The organism is Bradyrhizobium tropiciagri, from assembly GCF_001189845.1.
Classification (GTDB): domain Bacteria; phylum Pseudomonadota; class Alphaproteobacteria; order Rhizobiales; family Xanthobacteraceae; genus Bradyrhizobium; species Bradyrhizobium tropiciagri.
Genome location: NZ_LFLZ01000008.1, coordinates 1 through 19618, shown reverse-complemented (window position 1 = coordinate 19618; position 19618 = coordinate 1). Strand labels below are relative to the sequence as shown.

Annotated in this window: 16 protein-coding genes, 1 tRNA gene and 3 pseudogenes; 5 read left to right on the top strand and 15 right to left on the bottom strand. The window is 64.2% G+C overall.

Going from position 1 to position 19618, the window contains the following annotated elements; genetic code table 11:
• Positions 1 to 306: 306 nt before the first annotated feature.
• The 9 genes and pseudogenes from rplL to AKN84_RS08945 all read right to left on the bottom strand — a co-directional run bounded on the left by rplL (position 307) and on the right by AKN84_RS08945 (position 7715).
• Positions 307 to 684, bottom strand: a complete 378-nt coding sequence (gene rplL / locus AKN84_RS08985; RefSeq protein WP_050420389.1) for a 50S ribosomal protein L7/L12 — start codon at positions 682 to 684, stop codon at positions 307 to 309.
• 52 nt (positions 685 to 736) lie between these two features.
• On the bottom strand, positions 737 to 1255 hold the full coding sequence (gene rplJ / locus AKN84_RS08980) for a 50S ribosomal protein L10 (RefSeq protein WP_050420388.1): 519 nt from the start codon (positions 1253 to 1255) through the stop codon (positions 737 to 739).
• A 584-nt stretch (positions 1256 to 1839) separates the two neighbouring features.
• Positions 1840 to 2793 carry a 2-hydroxyacid dehydrogenase gene (locus tag AKN84_RS08975; RefSeq protein ID WP_050420387.1) on the bottom strand — a complete coding sequence of 318 codons (954 nt, stop codon included), beginning with the start codon at positions 2791 to 2793 and terminating at the stop codon, positions 1840 to 1842.
• A gap of 156 nt (positions 2794 to 2949) precedes the next feature.
• A pseudogene (gene rplA, locus AKN84_RS08970) lies at positions 2950 to 3641 on the bottom strand (50S ribosomal protein L1).
• A 6-nt stretch (positions 3642 to 3647) separates the two neighbouring features.
• A complete protein-coding gene (gene rplK, locus AKN84_RS08965) occupies positions 3648 to 4076 on the bottom strand; it encodes a 50S ribosomal protein L11 (RefSeq protein ID WP_050420385.1) in 429 nt (142 codons plus the stop codon).
• A 130-nt stretch (positions 4077 to 4206) separates the two neighbouring features.
• Positions 4207 to 4740, bottom strand: a complete 534-nt coding sequence (gene nusG, locus AKN84_RS08960; protein ID WP_016840553.1) for a transcription termination/antitermination protein NusG — start codon at positions 4738 to 4740, stop codon at positions 4207 to 4209.
• Positions 4741 to 4760: 20 nt separating this feature from the next.
• Positions 4761 to 4952: a preprotein translocase subunit SecE gene (secE, locus tag AKN84_RS08955; RefSeq protein WP_016840554.1), complete on the bottom strand. Its 192-nt coding sequence runs from the start codon at positions 4950 to 4952 to the stop codon at positions 4761 to 4763.
• A gap of 332 nt (positions 4953 to 5284) precedes the next feature.
• Positions 5285 to 6897: pseudogene (locus AKN84_RS50610) on the bottom strand (acyl-CoA synthetase).
• A gap of 53 nt (positions 6898 to 6950) precedes the next feature.
• The gene (locus tag AKN84_RS08945; RefSeq protein ID WP_128970568.1) at positions 6951 to 7715 is read right to left on the bottom strand and encodes a FadR/GntR family transcriptional regulator; all 765 of its coding nucleotides are present in this window, start codon (positions 7713 to 7715) and stop codon (positions 6951 to 6953) included.
• A gap of 175 nt (positions 7716 to 7890) precedes the next feature.
• On the opposite strand from AKN84_RS08945, the gene AKN84_RS08940 reads away from it, so the two are divergent.
• Positions 7891 to 9096 carry an ABC transporter substrate-binding protein gene (locus tag AKN84_RS08940; RefSeq protein ID WP_050420383.1) on the top strand — a complete coding sequence of 402 codons (1206 nt, stop codon included), beginning with the start codon at positions 7891 to 7893 and terminating at the stop codon, positions 9094 to 9096.
• 64 nt (positions 9097 to 9160) lie between these two features.
• On the opposite strand, the gene AKN84_RS08935 is transcribed toward AKN84_RS08940, so the two are convergent.
• A tRNA-Trp gene (locus tag AKN84_RS08935) sits at positions 9161 to 9236 on the bottom strand.
• Between the two features lie 172 nt (positions 9237 to 9408).
• On the opposite strand from AKN84_RS08935, the gene AKN84_RS08930 reads away from it, so the two are divergent.
• Positions 9409 to 10632, top strand: a complete 1224-nt coding sequence (locus AKN84_RS08930) for a serine hydrolase domain-containing protein (RefSeq protein WP_050420508.1) — start codon at positions 9409 to 9411, stop codon at positions 10630 to 10632.
• Between the two features lie 123 nt (positions 10633 to 10755).
• Here AKN84_RS08930 and AKN84_RS08925 read toward each other — a convergent pair whose 3' ends face one another.
• Positions 10756 to 11523 (bottom strand): SDR family NAD(P)-dependent oxidoreductase, encoded by a 768-nt coding sequence (locus tag AKN84_RS08925; protein WP_050420381.1) that lies wholly within the window; start codon positions 11521 to 11523, stop codon positions 10756 to 10758.
• Between the two features lie 88 nt (positions 11524 to 11611).
• On the bottom strand, positions 11612 to 12319 hold the full coding sequence (locus tag AKN84_RS08920) for a histidine phosphatase family protein (RefSeq protein WP_050420380.1): 708 nt from the start codon (positions 12317 to 12319) through the stop codon (positions 11612 to 11614).
• 139 nt (positions 12320 to 12458) lie between these two features.
• Between AKN84_RS08920 and AKN84_RS08915 the strand changes: the two genes are divergently transcribed.
• Together AKN84_RS08915 and argE are read left to right on the top strand one after the other, a co-directional pair.
• Positions 12459 to 13244, top strand: coding sequence for an SDR family NAD(P)-dependent oxidoreductase (locus tag AKN84_RS08915; protein WP_050420379.1), 786 nt, complete (start codon positions 12459 to 12461; stop codon positions 13242 to 13244).
• Positions 13245 to 13553: 309 nt separating this feature from the next.
• A pseudogene (argE, locus tag AKN84_RS08910) lies at positions 13554 to 14725 on the top strand (acetylornithine deacetylase).
• Between the two features lie 139 nt (positions 14726 to 14864).
• Here the strand turns inward: argE and AKN84_RS08905 are convergent.
• The 3 genes from AKN84_RS08905 to AKN84_RS08895 all read right to left on the bottom strand — a co-directional run bounded on the left by AKN84_RS08905 (position 14865) and on the right by AKN84_RS08895 (position 18527).
• Positions 14865 to 15779: a DMT family transporter gene (locus AKN84_RS08905; RefSeq protein WP_050420378.1), complete on the bottom strand. Its 915-nt coding sequence runs from the start codon at positions 15777 to 15779 to the stop codon at positions 14865 to 14867.
• A gap of 321 nt (positions 15780 to 16100) precedes the next feature.
• Complete coding sequence (locus AKN84_RS08900) at positions 16101 to 17159, bottom strand: phosphotransferase family protein (protein ID WP_050420377.1); 1059 nt, start codon at positions 17157 to 17159, stop codon at positions 16101 to 16103.
• 135 nt (positions 17160 to 17294) lie between these two features.
• Positions 17295 to 18527 (bottom strand): acyl-CoA dehydrogenase family protein, encoded by a 1233-nt coding sequence (locus AKN84_RS08895; RefSeq protein WP_050420376.1) that lies wholly within the window; start codon positions 18525 to 18527, stop codon positions 17295 to 17297.
• Positions 18528 to 18822: 295 nt separating this feature from the next.
• On the opposite strand from AKN84_RS08895, the gene AKN84_RS08890 reads away from it, so the two are divergent.
• Positions 18823 to 19512, top strand: a complete 690-nt coding sequence (locus AKN84_RS08890) for a TetR/AcrR family transcriptional regulator (RefSeq protein WP_050420375.1) — start codon at positions 18823 to 18825, stop codon at positions 19510 to 19512.
• Positions 19513 to 19618: the final 106 nt, after the last annotated feature.

Sequence of the window (19618 nt, the reverse complement as noted above, 5' to 3'; positions counted from 1 at the left end):
ACCACCTCCAAAACGCAAAACACGCGCGGGGCGCATCACTGCACCCGCTCGTCCAAACGCTCCGCTTTACGGACTGAAAAAGCCCGAAATCTGACTGTCTCCCAACGGCTTCCGCCAGGGACCCTGCCGCCCCCGCCGCCTACCGTGTTTTTCCGCTGCCAACCCTATATGGGATGGCAATAAAGGAGATTCGAGGGTTAAGTCCACGGATCCCCACACTTTTTTGTGTCCGGCGCGCCACGCGACAACCTGTCGCACGCCGTTTGCATGGCCCGGGAGCGCCCTGCGGCGCTCCCGGATCGCGCATTACTTGAGCTCGACCTTGGCGCCAGCCTTCTCGAGCTGGGCCTTGATCTTGTCGGCTTCGTCCTTGTTGACGCCTTCCTTGACGGGCTTCGGAGCGCCTTCGACGAGGTCCTTGGCTTCCTTCAGGCCGAGGCCCGTGATGGCGCGGACTTCCTTGATGACTTCGATCTTCTTGTCGCCGGCAGCAGCCAGCACGACGGTGAAGTCGGTCTTCTCTTCAGCCGGAGCAGCGGCAGCACCGCCCGCAGCCGGGCCAGCAACCGCAACGGCGGCAGCGGCGGACACGCCCCACTTTTCTTCGAGGAGCTTGGCGAGTTCGGCCGCTTCGAGCACGGTGAGGCTCGAGAGGTCGTCGACGATTTTCTGCAGATCAGCCATTGTTCAGTTCCTTAAACGTTTGGTTCGAACCAGGTTTGAGATTAGCGAAGGGTCAGGCCGCTTCGCCCTTTGAGGCATGAGCCTGAATGACGCGCGCGAGCTTGGCCGCGGGCGCATTCGAGAGCTGAGCAAGCTTGGTCGCCGGCGCCACGATGAGGCCAACGATCTTGCCGCGCAGTTCGTCGAGCGACGGCAGTGAGGCAAGCGCCTTCACGCTGTCGACATTCAGGACGGTTTTACCCATCGAGCCGCCGAGGATGACGAACTTCTCGTTCGCCTTGGCGAATTCGATGGCAACCTTTGGCGCCGCAACCGGATCGTTCGAAGTAGCGATCACGGTCGGTCCCTTCAGCAGGGAGCCGATGGCAGCGACGTCAGTGCCTTCAAGAGCAATTTTGGCGAGACGGTTCTTCGAGACCTTCACCGATGCGCCCGCCTGCTTCATCTGCATGCGCAGCTTATGCATCTGGGCCACGGTGAGGCCGGAATAGTGAGCAACGATCGCAACCGACGTGGTCTTGAAGACCTCGTTAAGTTGTTCGACCGACTCTTTTTTTGCCGCTCGTTCCACAGCAAGCTCTTTCCGGTTGGCGGCCTTTCCGCGAAGGCAGGACCGCCGGGTTGCACCCATCGTCCCGCCCTAAACCTGATCCGTCAGGGTTGCTAAGACCCTTCGGACATGCCGGGCAAGACGACATCTAGAAGCCTGCCCTCCCAGAGCCTTGCGGCCATGGGCTGTCGAGGTTCGAACCAAACCAGCCCCTCAAGCCGCGAACAGTCCGCGGCGTGGAGTGCAAAATCCGGTCTTCACCCGTCTATGCAGGCTATGCGATTAAGCCGTTGAAAACACGAAGTTCTCGCGGGCGCCTGCAGTCTTGGACAGGATCGAGGCACTTCAGCACGCTGAAGGCCCCTGCTCTCACTCCGCTCCGAGGCGACGGGTCTCCTTCCTTTCGAGCATCCTTGCGGGCATGCGGAAAGGAATGATCTCCTATCATCTCAGGTTTTCGGAATGCGAGCACGGACATGCCAGCAAGTGCCAGCACGCCCGGAAGGCGCTATGTAGCCGGTCCTGCCGTACTTGCCAAGAGCAAATATTGGACCAGTTTAATATGACGGCCCGATACCGGTTCCACGACGGGAACCGGCGGGCGCTCAGGCGCCGCTCACCTTATACGGCAGCGGCGTGCCGACAAAGAACGCATCGAGATTGGCGAGCACGCAGTCCTGCATCGCCACATGCGATTCCAGCGTGTGGCCGCCGAGATGCGGAGACAGCACCACGTTCGGCAGCGCGGTCAGCGCGTCAGGTGCATGCGGCTCCCGGGCGAACACGTCGAGGCCAGCGCCGGCGATCACCCCGTCGGTCAGCGCCGCGACCAGCGCCTTTTCGTCAATCACCGAGCCGCGCGAGATGTTGACGACAAAGCCGTCGCTGCCGAGCCGACGCACGATATCGGCGTTGACTGCGTGCTCGGTCTCCGCTCCGGCACGTACGGCGATCATGAGCACGCTGCACCAGTCGGCGAGCGCCTCCAGCGTCGGAAAATACTGGTAGGGCACGTCGTGCTTCGAGCGGCTGAAATAGCCGACCTCGGTCTCGAACGCGGCGGCGCGGCCCGCGATCTTGCGGCCGATCTCGCCCATGCCGTAGACGCCGACCTTGCGGCCGCGCATGCCGGCCTGCGGCCGCATCATCGGCGATGGCTTTGCACCGGCCCAGTCACCGCTGCGGACATAGTTGTCGGCCACCAGCAGACGCCGCACCGATGCCAGCATCAGGGTCACCGCCGTGTCGGCAACCGATGCCGCATTGGCACCGGGACTATGGCCGACCGCGATGCCGCGTTTGGCGGCGGCGGCGAGATCGACGCCGTCATAGCCGGTGCCGTAGCAGACGATCGCGCCGAGCTTCGGCAGCCGATCCATGGCGTCGGCGCCGAGCGCCGTGCCGCCCGCGGTGATCATGGCGCGGATCTCGGCAAGCTCGGCCGCCGGGAACGCTTCGTCCAGCCGCTTGCCGGCTGCGTTGAGCAGCTCATAGCGCTCGCCGAAGCGGATCAGCTGGGCCTTGGGAAAGCGCGAATAGACCAGGACCTTATCGGCCATTGTTGTTGTTTCCTGCGAGACACTTCAGGGCCTTGTTTGACGCGTTTTCTTCACGCGAATCGGTACCCATTTCGCTCGAAAACGCTTTCGCAAAAACAAAAGGGCGGAACCGGTTGCCCGATCCCGCCCCTCTTTATCTCGTCACGGCCAAGGATATCAGCCGAGGATCGTGCCCGGCTCGACCTTCACGCCCGGGCCCATGGTGGAGGAAACCGCCACGCGCTGGATGTAGGTGCCCTTGGAACCCGCCGGCTTCGCCTTGGAGACCGCGTCGGCGAGCGCCTTGACGTTCTCGACCAGCTTGTCCTCGGAGAACGAGGCCTTGCCGATGCCGGCCTGCACGATGCCGGCCTTCTCGACGCGGAACTCGACCGAGCCGCCCTTGGCGCCCTTCACGGCGTTGGTGACGTCCATGGTCACGGTGCCGATCTTCGGGTTCGGCATCATGCCGCGCGGGCCGAGCACCTTACCGAGGCGGCCGACCAGCGGCATCATGTCGGGAGTGGCGATACAACGATCGAAATCGATCGCTCCGCCCTGCACCTTCTCGACCAGGTCTTCAGCACCGACGACGTCGGCACCGGCGCCTTGGCTTCCTCAGCCTTGGCGCCGCGCGCGAACACGCCGACGCGCAGCGTGCGGCCGGTGCCGTTCGGCAGGTTGACGACGCCGCGGACCATCTGGTCGGCGTGGCGCGGGTCGACGCCGAGATTGATCGCGATCTCGATCGTCTCGTCGAACTTCGACTTGGCGCGCTCCTTGACCATCTTGATGGCGTCCGCGAGCGGGTAGAGCTTCTCACGATCGACACCCTCGCGGGCCTTCTTCAGACGCTTTCCGATTGTCATGGCCCGTTACCCCGCAACTTCCAGACCCATCGAACGGGCAGAGCCCTCGACCATCTTCATGGCCGATTCGATGGTGTCGCAATTCAAGTCCTTCATCTTCTTCTCGGCGATCTCGCGCACCTGCGCCTTGGTCACCGCACCGGCCTTGTCACGGCCCGGCGCCTTCGATCCGGACTGGATCTTGGCGGCCTGCTTGAGGAAGTAGGACATCGGAGGGGTCTTCATCTCGAAGGTGAAGGACCGGTCCGCATAGATCGTGATGATCACCGGGATCGGGGTGTTCTTCTCTTCCTTCTGGGTCTGGGCGTTGAACGCCTTGCAGAACTCCATGATGTTCAGACCGCGCTGACCAAGCGCGGGGCCGATCGGGGGCGAAGGATTCGCCGCACCGGCCGGGACCTGAAGCTTCAGGTATCCGGTCACTTTCTTTGCCATTTATCACTCCTGTTGTGCCGGACGGTGCCGGCGGTTTCAGGTTCCGTGGTTCGGTTGAAGGGGCTGGCGACCGCCTCCTCCCTCCCACGGCCTCTTACTTGACGCGGGGCATATACCCCACGCCGTCCGGTCAGACCACCTTTTCGACCTGACCGAATTCCAGTTCCACCGGGGTCGCGCGGCCGAAGATCGACACCGCGACCTTCACGCGCGAGCGCGCCTCGTCGATTTCTTCCACCACGCCAGAGAACGAGGCGAACGGGCCGTCGGCCACGCGCACGTTCTCGCCGATTTCGAACGACACCGACGCCTTCGGACGCTCCACGCCCTCCTGCACCTGGTGCAGGATCCGCATCGCCTCGGCTTCCGAGATCGGCATCGGCTTGTTTTCCGCGCCGAGGAAGCCGGTCACCTTCGGGGTGTTCTTGATCAGATGGAACGCCTCGTCGGTCAGCTTCATCTTCACCAGCACATAGCCCGGGAAGAACTTGCGCTCGGCGTCGATCTTGCGGCCGCGGCGCACCTCGGTGACCTTCTCGGTCGGCACCAGCACCTGCTCGAACAGCTCTTCCAGCCCGCGCTGCTTGGCCTGCTCGCGGATCGATTCCGCGACCTTCTTCTCGAAGTTCGAATAGGCGTGAACGATGTACCAGCGCTTGTCCATCAATTGAGTTCCCATGCTCATCAGTGGATGCCCAGTATCAGGGTGATCAGATAACGGATGATCTGATCTGCGGCGAAGAAGAAGATCGAGGCCAGCGCCACCATCACGAACACCATGATGGTGGTGATCGTGGTCTCGCGGCGCGTCGGCCAGGTGACCTTGGCGGTCTCCGAGCGCACTTCCTGAAGGAATTTGAACGGGCTGAAAGCCATCGTGAGATCCGCGTCCGTCTCCGGACGATTGCAACGTTTCAAGGAATCCGAACAGCCGACCTTGCGGACCCAGCCCTCGTTTGGAAGGTTGAGCCGATAAACGAGCTCGAATGTTCGGGGAATTAGGCCGCGCCGGATATCCGCCATCAAAGCGGGCCGGCTGCGAGTGCCGGGTATCTACTGCGAGAGGAGCCAAACGTCAAGATCGGCGCCATCGCGCCCGACCCCGGCCGCGCCTGCGGCGGACCGAGACAGAGCCCCTCAAATCAAGCACTTAGACGCACGGCCCGAGATCCATTGCCCCCGGCCATCCGCCGCGGCCGCCGGGCCGATTACCCGGCAAAGCTCTTCTGGACCGCCTGATCCAGCGTGGCGCCGCCGACATAGCGCTGCCGCAGCTCGCGCTTCAGCAGCTTGCCGCTCGGGTTCTTCGGCAGGGCGTCGACGAAGATGACGCGCTTCGGCACCTTGAAATGGGCCATCGACGCCGCGCAATGCTTGATGACCGCTTCAGCATCGAGGGTCGCGCCCGCCTTGACCACGACGATCGCGGTCACCGCCTCGATCCAGCGCGGATCGGGCAGCCCGACCACCGCAACCTCCGACACCGCCGGCAGCCGGTAGATCATCTCCTCGACCTCGCGGCTCGCGACATTCTCGCCGCCGCTCTTGATCATGTCCTTCACGCGATCGACGACGGTGATGTAGCCATCGGCGTCGACGGTGGCGAGATCGCCGGAATGAAACCAGCCGCCGGCGAACGCGGCCGCGGTCTTGACCGGATCGTTGTAGTAGCCGGACAACAGATGCGGCGAGCGATGCACGATCTCGCCGACCTCCCCGACCCCGACGTCGGTCATGTCGGCCTTGACCACCCGCGTCTCGACATTGATCGCAGGCTTGCCGGCGGAGCCGGCCTTCGGCAGCTGGTCCTTCGGCTCCAGCACGGTCGCGAGTGGCGCGATCTCGGTCTGGCCGTAGAAATTCCAGAACTTCACGTCGGGCAGCCGGCGCTGCAATTCGAGCAGCACCTCGACCGGCATGATCGAGGCGCCGTAATAGCCCTTGCGCAGGGTCGACAGATCAGTGCGATCGAACGCGCCCGAGCGCAGCATCGCGATCCAGATCGTCGGCGGCGCGAAGAACGAGTTGATCTTGTGGGCCGCGATCAGCGCCAGGACATTGTCGGGCACCGGCTTGCCGGTGATGAGGCTGGTGGCGCGAGATAGATCGCAGGTCCCAGGAACACGTCGAGCTGCGCGCAATGATAGAGCGGCAGCGCATGCAGCACGGTGTCGTCGCTCGCCATGCCGCCATCGATGATGCAGCTGACATACTGCCACATCACGGCTTCATGGGTGAGGATCGCGCCCTTCGGCAGCGACTCGGTGCCGCTGGTGTAGATGATCTGCGCGGGATCGTGGCTGTCGATCGAGACATCCGGCGCCGAGGCGTCGCTGTGCAGCAGGCTGTCGAATGTCGTGATGCCGTCGGGCGCGGTGGCCGGATCCTCGCCGGGCAGCCAGATCAGGGTTTCGACCGCCGAGCCCTTGGCAGCCGCCGCGTGCGCGGTCTCCACGAAATCAGGCCCGACCGCGAGTAGCTTCGCGCCGGAATTGGCGAGGATGAAATTGATCTCGTCGGGATTGAGCATGAAGTTGATCGGCACCAGGATCGCGCCGATCCGCGCCACCGCAAAGCGCAGCGCGGCGAAGCCGTGTGAATTGCGCGACAGCACCGCGACGCGATCACCCTTCGCAACGCCAAGGCCGAGCAAGCCGCGCCCGACCCGATTGCAGATCGCGTCCATCTCCGCGAAGGTCCAGCTCACCTCGCCGCAGATCAGCGCGGTCTTGCCCGGGTAGCGCTTGGCCGACCGGCGCAACAGGTCGCCAATGCTGTGCTCGCGGGCGCGCTGAATGGTCGCTGCGATGTTGTCGCTCATATGTCCCTCCCGAATGTGCTTTTTGTCGTTGTGTGGTGTTGGCCTAACCGCCGCTATTGCCGTGCGGCGTAGGCGTGTTCCATGTAGGTGTGCTCGACCGAGCGATCGAGCGAGGCGATCTTCTCGAAGCCGCGCCGCCAGTCCTGCAGATGCCGCCGGGTCCACAGCACGCCGGCCTCCTTGTCGCGCCGCATGATCGCATCGAGGATATGGCGATGCGCCTCGACGAGGCGCGCGCCGCCTTCGGGCACGCCGCCGACGATCATCTCGGTGGTCGGAAAGAACAGCTGCGCGGCGGGCTCGCGCGCGAGCTGCAGTACGCGGTTCTGCGATGCCTTGGCCATCAGCACGTGGAACTCCGCATCGAGCTCCGCGAGTCCGGCGGGATCGCCGACCACAGCCGCACTGCGCTCGAGATTGCCGGCGAGCTCGGCAATGTTGTCATCGGTCGCGCGCTCCACCGCGCCTTCGACGCTCGCGACCTCCAGCGTCATCGAGGTCTCGAACAATTCGCGGAACGTCACCTCGTGCAGGATCAGCGCGCGCGACAATCGCGTCGCGAGCTTGTTGTAGCGCGGCAGGCAGGCCTGCAGGCGGCGGCTGGAATCGCGGCGGATCAGCCCGCCCTCCTCGAGCACGCGAATGCCCTCGCGCACCGTCGAGCGGTTGACGCCGAACTGCGCGACCAGCTGCTGCTCGGTGCCGATCGGCTCGCCCGGCTTGATGCGGCCGTTGATGATCTCGCGTTCGATCGCGTCCGCGACCTTCTGATAGGCCGGCGCAATGTCGATGCGCCGGAATAACGGCGTAGCGGCCACCCTAGACTCCCGATTGTCGTTTGTCGGACAAAGCATAGGCCAAGGCCTTTGGAGCGTCAAATGGGCCATTACTTGCCGGATTGTCGCACCCAGCCAGCCGGAATTGACACTGGAACTCGGCAAATCTAGCTTTGTCGGACAAACCGATAAGAACACCCTGGGAGGACGCATCACCATGAAATCCATCGTCACGAGTCTGTCCGCCGCTGGCCTCTTCGCCGCGGTGTGGGCCGGGCCCGCGCTCGCGCAGCAGACGCCGCTCAAGATCGGCGTACTGACCGATTTCCAGTCGGTCTATTCGGACATCGGCGGCGCCGGGAATGTCGAGGCCACCAAGATGGCAATCGAGGAGTTCGGCGGCTCGATGTTCGGCAAGCCGATCGAGCTCGTCACCGCCGATGCCCTCAACAAGGCCGACGTCGCCGCCACCATCACCCGCAAATGGTACGAGGCCGAGAACGTCGACATGATCATCGACATGCCGACCTCGGCGACCGCGCTCGCCGGCATGGAGATGTCGAAGCAGTTCGAGAAGATCATGATCGTGACGGACGCGGCGAGCTCCGACATCACCGGAAAATCCTGCTCGCCCTACACGCTGCACTGGACCTACGACACCTACGCCAACGCCCACACCGTCGGCAGCGCGATCGTGAAGAACGGCGGCGACACCTGGTTCTTCATCACCGCCGACTACGTGTTCGGCCACTCGATCGAGCGCGACACCGGCGACGTGGTCCGCGCCGCCGGCGGCAAGGTGCTCGGCAGCGCCCGGCACCCGCTCAACACGCCGGACTTCTCCTCCTTCCTGCTGCAGGCGCAGTCGTCGAAGGCGAAGATCGTCGGCCTCGCCAACGGCGGCGGCGATACCATCAACGCGATCAAGCAGGCCGCCGAATTCGGCATCGTCGCGGGCGGGCAGAACCTCGCCGGGATCGTGATGTTCATCTCCGACATCCACAGCCTCGGGCTGAAGCTCGCGCAAGGCCTGATCATCACCGAGGCCTACTATTGGGACCTCAACGACCGCAGCCGCGCCTTCGGCAAGCGCTTCTTCGAGCGCATGAAGCGGATGCCGACCATGAACCAGGCCGCGACCTACAGCGCCACCCTGCATTACCTCAACGCGGTGAAGGCCGCCGAAACCAAGGAGACCAAACAGGTTTTGGCGAAGATGCGCGCGACCCCGGTGCGCGATGCCTTCACCGACAACGGCGTGGTGCGCGAGGACGGCCGCATGGTGCACTCGATGTTCCTGTTCGAGGTCAAGAAGCCCGAGGAATCAAAGGCGCCGTGGGATTACTACAAGGTGCTCGCCGAAGTGCCCGGCGACCAGGCGTTCCGGCCGCTGAAGGACGGCGGCTGCCCGCTCATCAAGTAGTCGAAAATGGTCATGGCCGGGGTCGAAGACCTCGGCCAAGGCATTCAAATTGTTGGCTAAAAGCTGGCAGGAGTGGCAGGGCTCGAACCTGCGACCCCCGGTTTTGGAGACCGGTGCTCTACCAATTGAGCTACACTCCTGCAGGGAACCGGCGTCGCCGCCGGTTCGCGCCGTTTCAAGCACAGGGCATGGCCGGTTTGCAAGGGCGAAGCAGCGAAGCTTCTGTTCATTGCAAAACTTCTGCGCCAGACTTCGGCGATCACCACCCCACGTCGGCATCTCGCCGCAAGAATCAAGAACCAGGGAGAGACCATGAACGCCCAGACCGCCACCAAGCACGCCCCCAGCCAGACCACCCCGTCCCTGCCCCTCGCCAAGCCCGAATCGATCGGGCTGTCGAGCACGCGGCTGCAGGCGCTGTCCGACACCTTCAAGCGCGAGGTCGACAAGGGAACCGCGCCCGGCTTCACGGTGCTGGTGGCACGGCGCGGCCAGATCGGCTGGTTCGACGCGATCGGCCGGCAAAGCCCGGCGGCCGCGGCGCCGATGGCGCATGACACGATCTTCCGCATCTTCTCGATGACCAAGCCGATCGTCTCGGTCGGCATCATGCAGCTGCTGGAGGACGGCCACTTCCTGCTGAGCGATCCGGTCGCGAAATTCATTCCCGAATTCGCCGAGACCAAGGTCGGCGTCGAGCACAACGGCAAGCTCGAGCTCGTTCCTGCCCAGCGGCAGATGACGATCCAGGACCTGCTGCGCCACACCTCCGGCCTGACTTATGATCACACCGGCAACGGTCCGGTGCAGGAGCTCTACAAGCAGTCGCGGCTGCGCAGCCGCAAGATCACCAATGCCGAGCACGCCACCATGCTCGCCGCCATGCCGCTGGTCTGCCAGCCCGGCGCCGAGTGGAATTACAGCCGCTCCACCGACATCCTCGGCCGCATCATCGAGGTCGTCAGCGGCAAGACGCTCGGCGAATTCCTCACCGAACGTATCCTCGCGCCGCTGCAAATGAACGAGACCGCTTTCCACACCGGGGAAGCCAATGCCGGCCGGCTCGCCGAGGCGTTTGCGAATGATCCCTGGACCAATGAGAAGGTGCAGCTGTTCAACATGCTGGAGAAGCCGGCGATGGAATCCGGCGGCGGCGGCCTGGTGTCGACCACGATGGACTATGCGCGCTTCGCGCAGATGCTGCTCAACGGCGGTTCGCTCGACGGCACCAGGATCATCGGCCGCAAGACGCTCGAATTCATGGCCTCCGATCACCTCGGCGCCGGCGTCAAGGTTCAGGGCACGCTGGTGTCGCCCGGCCACAGCTTCGGCCTCGGCTTCGCCGTGCGCGTGCAGCAGGGCATCGCGCCGTTCTCCGGCTCGGTCGGCCAGTACTTCTGGAGCGGCATGGCCGGCACGTTCTTCTGGATCGATCCGAGCGAAGACCTGATCGCGGTCTTCATGATGCAGGGCCCGGGTCAGCGCGAGTACACCCGTTCGCTGGTGCGCAACGGGGTTTACGCGGCGGTGGAGTAATCCGTCATTCCGGGGCAGCCCGCAGGGCTGAACCCGGAATCTCGCGCGACGAGATCGAGAACCCCGATGTGCAATTGCACATCGGGGTTCGCGCTAACGCGCGCCCCGGGATGACGCTTCGCGTCAGCTGATCGTCGCGCCGCCGTCGATCACGATGGTCTGGCCGGTCATGAAGTCGCCGGCGCGCGAGCCCATCATCACGGCTGCGCCCGCGATCTCGTCGGGCACGCCGATCCGCAGCAGCGGCGAGCGCGCGGTCGAGGCCTTCAGATTGTCCGGATTGTCCCACAGCGCCTTGGCGAAATCGGTCTTGATCAGGCCCGGCGCGATGCAGTTCACGCGGATATTGTGCTTGCCGTATTCGCAAGCGAGGTTGCGCGCGAGCTGCATGTCGGCGGCCTTCGAGATCGCGTAGGCGCCGAGGATGGTCGAGCCCTTCAGGCCACCGATCGAGGAGACGATGATAACAGAGCCGTCCTTGCGCTCGATCATCTGCGGCACCACCATCGAGATCAGCCAGTTGTTGGCGACGATGTTGTTGTCGAGGATTTTCCGGAACTGATCGTCGGAGATGCCGGCGAGCGGACCGTAATACGGGTTCGACGCCGCGTTGCAGACCAGCACGTCGATCTTGCCGAATGCGCGGTTGCTCTCGTCGACGAGGTTCTGCAGATTTTCCTTCGAGGAGATGTTGGCGGCGATCGCAACCGCGGTGCCCTTGCCGTAGCTGTCGTTGATCTCCGCGGCCACCTGCTCGCAGACGTCGGCCTTGCGCGAGGAGATCACGACCTTGGCGCCGTGCTCGGCCATCCGCTCGGCGATCGCGCGTCCGATGCCGCGCGTCGAGCCGGTGATGACGGCGACTTTTCCCTTCATGTCGAACAAGGTCATGGTTCTCTCCCGAGTCTGAGTTTTGAGTCGTAAGGTGTTTGAATTCTGCGTTGAGCTTAAGCAGTGGTCCGGTGTTGCGATAGCGCGATCACGCAAGCTTGCTCGCCGGCCTGACTTCGGGTCCGGACGGCTGATGCATTGCGGCGTGGCGGGGATCGGCGATCCAGGGCTGCTGATTCACCATCGGCAGCCGCCAGGTCGACACGTTGGGCGCCGCGATGTGATCGAGCCGCGTCACCGAGACATTGTCGATATCAAACGACAGGCCCCGATCCGGCTGGCCGCCAAGTGCAAGTCCGACCGCGGCCCTGATCACGCCGCCATGGCCGACCGCGATGATGTCCCGGCCCGCTTCAGCTGCGGTGATCCGCACGATGGTGCGGCAGACGCGGGTGTAGAGATCCATGAAACTCTCGCCGCCGGGTGCCGGCTCGTTGACATCGGCGAACCAGAGGTTGCCCGGCGGACGGCTGGCGAGAAATGTGGCGCGGTTCATGCCCTGCCACCGGCCGAGATGCAACTCGGCGAAGTCGCGTTCCTGCGTCATGCTGTCGGGCTTCGGAAAACCGGCGGCCCAGATCGCTTCCGCGGTCTTGTGCGTGCGCTTGAGATTGCTCGAATACCACACGGCGTTGCGCGGCAGCATTTTTGCGACCGCCTCGAACACTTCGACATCGCCGGTGTCGCAGTCGATGTCCTCCTGCCCGTAGATGTTGCCGCCGTCGCTGCGCACCGGCGCGTGGCGAACCCACCACCACCGCGTCACCGTCACGTCAGGCTTCTCTGGATTGGACATCGGATGAGCCCTTCAATAGTGTCCCGTCACGCTGTACGTCACGCCGCACATCGTCTCAAGTGCTTCTGACGTTTGAAATTTTGTTTGAATTCCGTCGCGCGGCAGACGCACCACGGATCACGTGAACAGGGAGAATCTCATGGGCCGCCTCGAAGGCAAATCCGTCATCATCACCGGCGCAGGCAGCGGCATCGGCCGTGCGGCGTCGCTGCTGTTCACCAAGGAAGGCGCCAAGCTGATCGCGGTCGATCGCACCGATGGCGTGAACGAGACCGCCAAGCTGGTGCGCGACGCCGGCGGCACGGTCGAAGCCGTCACCGCGGACGCCGGCTCGGAAAGCGACGTGAAGGCCTTCATCGACAAGGCCGTCGCAAAATACGGCAAGCTCGACGCGATCTGGGCCAATGCCGGCGTCAGCGGCGGCCTCGTTCCGCTGGCCGACCAGACGCCGGAACATTGGCAGGAGGTGCTGCGCGTCAATCTGATCGGCCCGTTCCTCGCGATCAAGCATTCGATCCCGTACATGACCAAGCAGGGCCACGGCTCGATCGTCTGCACCGCCTCGGTCGCGGGCTTGAAGTCCGGCGCCAGCGGACATCCCTACGGCGCGAGCAAGGCCGGCGTCATCAGCCTGGTGCAGACCACTGCCTACTCGCTCTCCGGCACCGGCGTGCGCATCAATGCGATCTGCCCGGGCCTGATCGAGACCGGCATGACCAAGCCGGTGTTCGATCGCGCCAAGGAGCGCGGCACCCAGGACAAGATCGGCCAGCTCAATCCGCTGAAGCGCCCCGGCCAGCCGCACGAGCTCGCCGCGATGGGGTTGTTCCTGGCGAGCGATGAAGCGTCCTACGTCAACGGCCAGGCCATCCCGGTCGATGGCGGCCTGACGGCGTCGATGCCGTATACGGGCAAGCCGATCTAGCTGCGGCGGTCTCCATTCGCTGTCCGGGCAGCTGCCCGGACGGCGCCACCTCCACCGACGTCGTCCTGGCGAAAGCCAGGACCCATAACCACCGCACTCGGTGATGAACGAGGTGGTGTTCCCAGCGTCGCGCAACAATTGAGATTTGGGGTAATGGGTCCTGGCTTTCGCCAGGACGACACGGAATGTTTGGCGCGGCTTGTGAGTCCTACAGGCCGGACAACCCACTCACCCGGGCTTCGCATTCTTTTCCCTTTCACAGTTTCGTTGCTATGGTCGGGTGATCCATTCCCGCTCACGGCCCGATCCATGCAAAGCCCACGTCCCGACCGCATCCGCAAACTGTTGGCCGACCTCGTCGCGTTCGACACGATTAGCGACCGCAGCAACCTGCCGCTGATCGATTACATCGAGCGCTATCTTGCTTCGCTTGGCGTCAGCAGCCAGCGCATCGTCGATGAGACCGGGCAGAAGTCCTCGCTCTGGGTCACGGTCGGCCCCGAGGACAAGGCCGGGCTGGTGCTGTCGGGGCATACCGATGTCGTGCCGGTCGCGGGACAGGACTGGAGCCACAATCCGTTCGAGCTCGTCGAGCGCGACGGGAAGCTGTACGGCCGCGGCACCACCGACATGAAGGGCTTTGTCGCGGTCTGCCTCGCGATGGTTCCGGAGATGCTCGCAGCCGACCTGAAGACGCCGATCAATCTTGCGATCTCCTATGACGAGGAGATCGGTTGCGTCGGCGTGCGGCCGATGCTGCGCGAGGTCGCGCGCAAGCCGGTCAAGCCGCTCGGCTGCTTCGTCGGCGAGCGACCCGGATGCAGGTGATCACCGGCCACAAGGGCAAGCACGGCGTGCGCGCCACGTTCCGCGGGCTTGCCCGCCACTCCTCGATTGCGCCCGACGGCGTCAACGCGATCGAATATGCGGCCGAGCTGATCATGGAGATCCGCCGCCGCGCTGCGTTGCTGGCCGCGGCGGCCGAACAGAACAGCCTCTACGACGTCCCGCACTCGACCCTGCTCACCAGCATCGTCCGCGGCGGCGCGGCGCTCAACATCGTGCCCGACCATTGCGCCGTGGAGTTCGAATGCCGCGGCATCGGCATCACCGAGTCGAGGCAGGTGACGGATGCGGTCGTCGCCTGGGCGAAGGCGGAGATCGAGCCCAGGATGCGCCAGCAGCATCCCGAATGCGGCATCGACTTCGAGGAGATCCTCGATTACCCCGCGCTCGACACCGCGGCGGACGCACCGATCGTCACGCTCGCCAAGCAACTCGCCGGCCGCAACGACCACGCCAAGGTCGCCTTCGGCACCGAGGCCGGCCTGTTCGTCAGCATGGCGGACGTGCCGTCGGTCGTGGTCGGCCCCGGCGCGATCGCGCAGGCGCACACGCCGGATGAATTCGTCGAGATGTCGCAGCTCGAGGGGTGCGGAGATTTCGTCGCACGGCTGATCGCGCATTGCGCGAAGGTTTAGACTCGTAGGATGGGTAGAGCGCAGCGAAACCCATCAATCCATATCCGCGGCACGAAGCTGATGGGTATCGCTGAGTTTATCATCGGGCCGCGCTTGCGCGGACCCGTTGGCTCCACCCATCCTACGGATCTTGGATAGATCACAACCCATCCGGCGGCAGGCCCGGTCCCGTCGCGGCCGGGCGAAGCTTGTCGCGCTTGCGCTCGCGGTAGAAGGCGTAGAGGCCGGAGGCCACGATGATCGTGGCACCCGCGAGCATCGCGCCGTCGGGCTTGTGACCGAAGGCGAGATAGCCGGTCAGCATCGCCCACAGCAGCGCGGTGTAGCGGAACGGCGCCACCGCCGAGATGTCGCCGGTCCGTAGCGACACGATGATGCATTGATAGCCGATCAGGATCAGCACCGCAGCGAAGGTGAGCAGGCCGAGCGCCTGGCCGGACGGCGGCTTCCAGCCACCGAGCGGCACCAGCACGGCGGCGCCCGCCGTCGTCACCGTCACCGTGGTGAGCAGCGTGATGAACACGGTCGGCAGGTTCTTCGGGATGCGGCGGGTCGCGAGATCGCGCACCGCGCAGAAGCCGACCGACGCCAGTGCCAGCAGCGCGGCCTGGCTAAACCCCTCCGCGCCGGGCCGAACGATGACCAGCACGCCGATGAAGCCGGCCGCGATCGCAAGCCAGCGCCGCCAGCCGACCGGCTCGCCGAACACCAGCGCCGCACCCAGCGTAATGACCAGCGGCAGCGCCTGGAAGATCGCCGAGGCGTTGGCGAGCGGAATCTGCGAAATCGCCGACAGATAAGTCAGCGTGCCGCCGATCTCGCCGATCACGCGCAATCCGACCGGCCAGATCAACAGCGCGCCAAAACTGCGCAGCGCATCGCGGTACCAGGCGAGTGCCGCGACCAGCACCATCGCGACCAGACCGCGGACGAGCAGGATCTCCCCGATGTTGAGCTCCGCCGACACCGCCTTGGTGATGGTGTCGTTGACCGTGAAGCTGGCCATGGCGGCCGCCATGAACAGGCTGCCGCGAAGATTTGAGGAAAGGGGCAAAGTGAAATTGTCCGATCAGGACCAGGGCGAGCGTTGACCGGACTGACTTGCCAAAGCGGCGCTGCGAACTCAAGTCACAGATGGCTACAGTGTGGAAACATGCTGCATGACGCAGAAGCGCCGGCCCTCTGCTCCCTCGCCCCGCTCTTGCGGGGAGCGGGTTGGGGTGAGGGCTGCATCCACGCAAACGGTGACAGACGATCTGCGCAACCCCCCTCACCCGTATCGCATCTTCGGTGCGATACGACCTCTCCCCGCAAGCGGGGCGAGGTTAAGAAAGAAAGCGGCGCGAACCCTGGGGGATCGCGCCGCTTTCTCAGATCAGATCGCGCCGGCCTTCTGCGCGTATTCCCATGACGCCTTCGACAGAGGCACGGTGCGCGCGGCCGACTCGAGAGCCTTGGCATTGGCGGCGGTGCCGTCGCGGACCCGGCCCGCAATGCCCTGCGTGATGCCGGCGAGGCGGAACAGATTGTAGGAGAAATACCAGTTGAGATCCGGCACGGCCATGCCGGTCACGTTGCAGTAGATCTGCGCGGCTTCGTCCTGGCTCGGAATGTTCAACGCCTTGAGGTCGGCATTGGCGAGGCCCGGCATGGTCCACTGCATCAGCAGATAGGTGAAGTCGGCCATGGGATCGCCGAGTGTCGACAATTCCCAATCGAGCACGGCCTGCACCCGCGGCTCGGTGGCGTGGAAGATCATGTTGTCGAGGCGATAGTCGCCATGCACGACCGAGACACGCTTCTGCTCCGGCACCGTCCTCGGCAGCCACTCGGCGAGCTTCTCGAACTCGGGAATGTGCTGCGTCTCGGACGCGCGATACTGCTTGGTCCAGCGGTCGACCTGGCGCGCAAAATAATTGCCGGGCTTGCCGAAATCACCGAGGCCGATCTTTTCGGGATCGAGGACGTGCAGCTTCGCCAGCGTCTCGATCTTGCTGGTGAAGATCTTGCGGCGTGCGTCGGCGTCCTGACTAGGCAAGGTCGGATCCCAGAACACCCGCCCCTCCTCCATCGACATGATGTAGAAGGCCGAGCCGATCACCGTATCGTCGGTGCACAGCGCGTAGGCTTTCGCGACCGGAAAATTCTGCTTGCCGAGCGCCGCGATGACGCGGAACTCGCGATCCACCGCATGGGCCGACGGCAACAGTTTACCGAACGGCCGGCGGCGCATCACGTAGTTGCGGCCGGGGGTTTCGAGCTTGTAGGTCGGGTTGGACTGGCCACCCTTGAACTGCAGGACCTTGAGCGGACCCTGATAGCCCTCGACGTGTTCCTTCATCCAGGCATCGAGGTTCGCCTCGTTGACACGATGGCGCTCCTCGACTTCCCGTGTTCCGGAAAATTCTTCGTCTTTCCTGACGCCGTCCGCCACGATGACGCTCCCTCAACTCGATTTTTCCAGGAGCGCGTTGGGGCGCTCCCGCGATCAGGCTGGCACGCCAGCCTGATTTCTCTTTTTCATTCTGAGCACGATGTCAGCGCGAACGCCATGCGTTCCGCATCATGCTCAGTGCGACGTGTTTGCATACTTCCGAACTTCGAGCCTGGCAATGGCGCGATTGTGCACCTCGTCCGGACCGTCGGCGAGACGGAGCGTGCGGATGTGGGCATAGGCCTTGGCGAGCCCAGCGTCGTCGGAGACACCGCCGCCGCCAAACGCCTGGATCGCCTGGTCGATGATCTTCAGCGCCATGTTGGGAGCTGCAACCTTGATCATCGCGATCTCGGCCTGTGCGGTCTTGTTACCGACCTTGTCCATCATGTCGGCGGCCTTGAGGCACAGCAGGCGATTCATCTCGATGTCCGTGCGGGCCTCGCCGATGCGCTGCTCCCAGACCGAGTGCTCGATGATCTTCTTGCCGAACGCGGTGCGCGAGGCGAGCCGCTTCACCATCTTCTCCAGCGCTTCCTCGGCCTGGCCGATGGTGCGCATGCAGTGATGGATACGGCCCGGACCGAGACGGCCCTGCGCGATCTCGAAGCCGCGGCCCTCGCCGAGCAGGATGTTTTCCTTCGGCACGCGGACGTTCTCGAGCAGCACCTGGGCGTGGCCGTGCGGCGCATCGTCGAAGCCGAACACCGGCAGCATCTTCTCGACCTTGATGCCGGGGGTGTCGAGCGGCACCAGGATCTGCGACTGCTGCTGATGCTTGGCGGCGCTGAAGTCGGTCTTGCCCATCAGGATCGCAACCTTGCAGCGCGGGTCGCCGACACCGGACGACCACCATTTGCGGCCGTTGATGACGTAGTGATCGCCGTCCTTCTCGATCCGGGTCTCGATGTTGGTGGCGTCAGACGAAGCCACCGCCGGCTCGGTCATCAGGAAGGCGGAACGGATCTCGCCGTCCATCAGCGGGCGCAGCCATTTGCGCTTCTGCTCCTTGGTGCCGTAGCGGATGAACACTTCCATGTTGCCGGTATCGGGGGCGGAGCAGTTGAACACTTCCGAGGCCCAGGAGATGTGGCCCATCTCTTCCGACAGCAGCGCGTATTCGAGATTGGTCAATCCCGCGCCGTGGAACTCGTCATCCTCATGCGAGGACGGCGGCATGAACATGTTCCAGAGGCCTTCGGCCTTCGCCTTCTTCTTCAGGTCCTCGAGGATCGGGATCACCTTCCAGCGCGGACCTTCGGCGTCCTGCTTCTCGTAGATCGGCACCGCCGGGCGGACATGCGTTTTCATGAAAGCCTGAACGCGCTCCAGCCACTCCTTCTGCTTGGGCGACATCGTGAAATCCATGGGACGCTCCTCGTTTCCTAGACTTGGGCTTGGGCCTTGCCGTTTGAGCCTTGAGCTTTTGAGCCTTAAGCTTTTGAGCCTTGGCCTTTTGGGCAACATTGTTGACCCCGCCTCCGCGGCTCGCAAGGGCGTTCGCGGAACGGCGGCGGTGGTGTGCCAGAGCGCCGCCCCGCGATCAGCGGATTGACATTTCCGGCTCTTCAAACGATAGTTTCATACAAATGTTTGAAATGCAACTCCCTGTCGTCTTCGTCATTCCCCGGCGTACCGCGGAATAACGGAAAGGCTCTCAGCCATGGCCAGCGACCACACCCGATCCGCCATTCTCGCCGCCGCCGAGCGGCTCTATGCCGACCGCGGCTTCGGCGACGTCACGCTGCGCGACATCGTCGCGGAGGCGAACGTCAACCTCGCGGCGGTGAACTATCATTTCGGCTCCAAGGACGAATTGATCGCGGAGCTGTTCGTCACGCGCAGCATCCAGACCAACCGCGAGCGTCTCAACGAATTGAAGGCCGCGGAGGAAGCCGGCGGCGGCCGCGCCGCGATCGAGGACATCATGCGCGCCCTCGTCGGCCCCACTTTGCGCGGCTGCCTCGGGCCCGATCGCGAAGGCTCGACCGCGGCGCGCTTCATGATCCGCGCCTCGATCGAATCCGTGCCGCCGATCCGCCGCATCAAGAATCGCGAGGTCGACCATCTGCGCAAATTCGCCGCGGCGATGCGCCGCGCGATGCCGGGCCGCGACGACACCGAGCTGTATTGGGGCCTGCACTTCGCGCTCGCGATGGCGCACCACACCATCCGCGAGAAGGAACGGCTGCTGCGGCTGTCCGAAGGCAAATGCGACCTCGACGACGTCCGCGCCATCATCGATCGCGTGGTCACGGTCTCGGTGATGGCGCTGACGATGGGCGACGTGCCGAACAAGCCGGCCGCGCGGCCGGTCCTGGTGCACGGCCGGCTGACGCGGCAGGATCTGTGAGATTGGGAAGATCACCTCCCCCGCTTGCGGGGGAGGTCGGATTGCATCGAAGATGCAATCCGGGTGGGGGCTTTCTCCACAGAGTGACTCGTGGAGAGAGCCCACC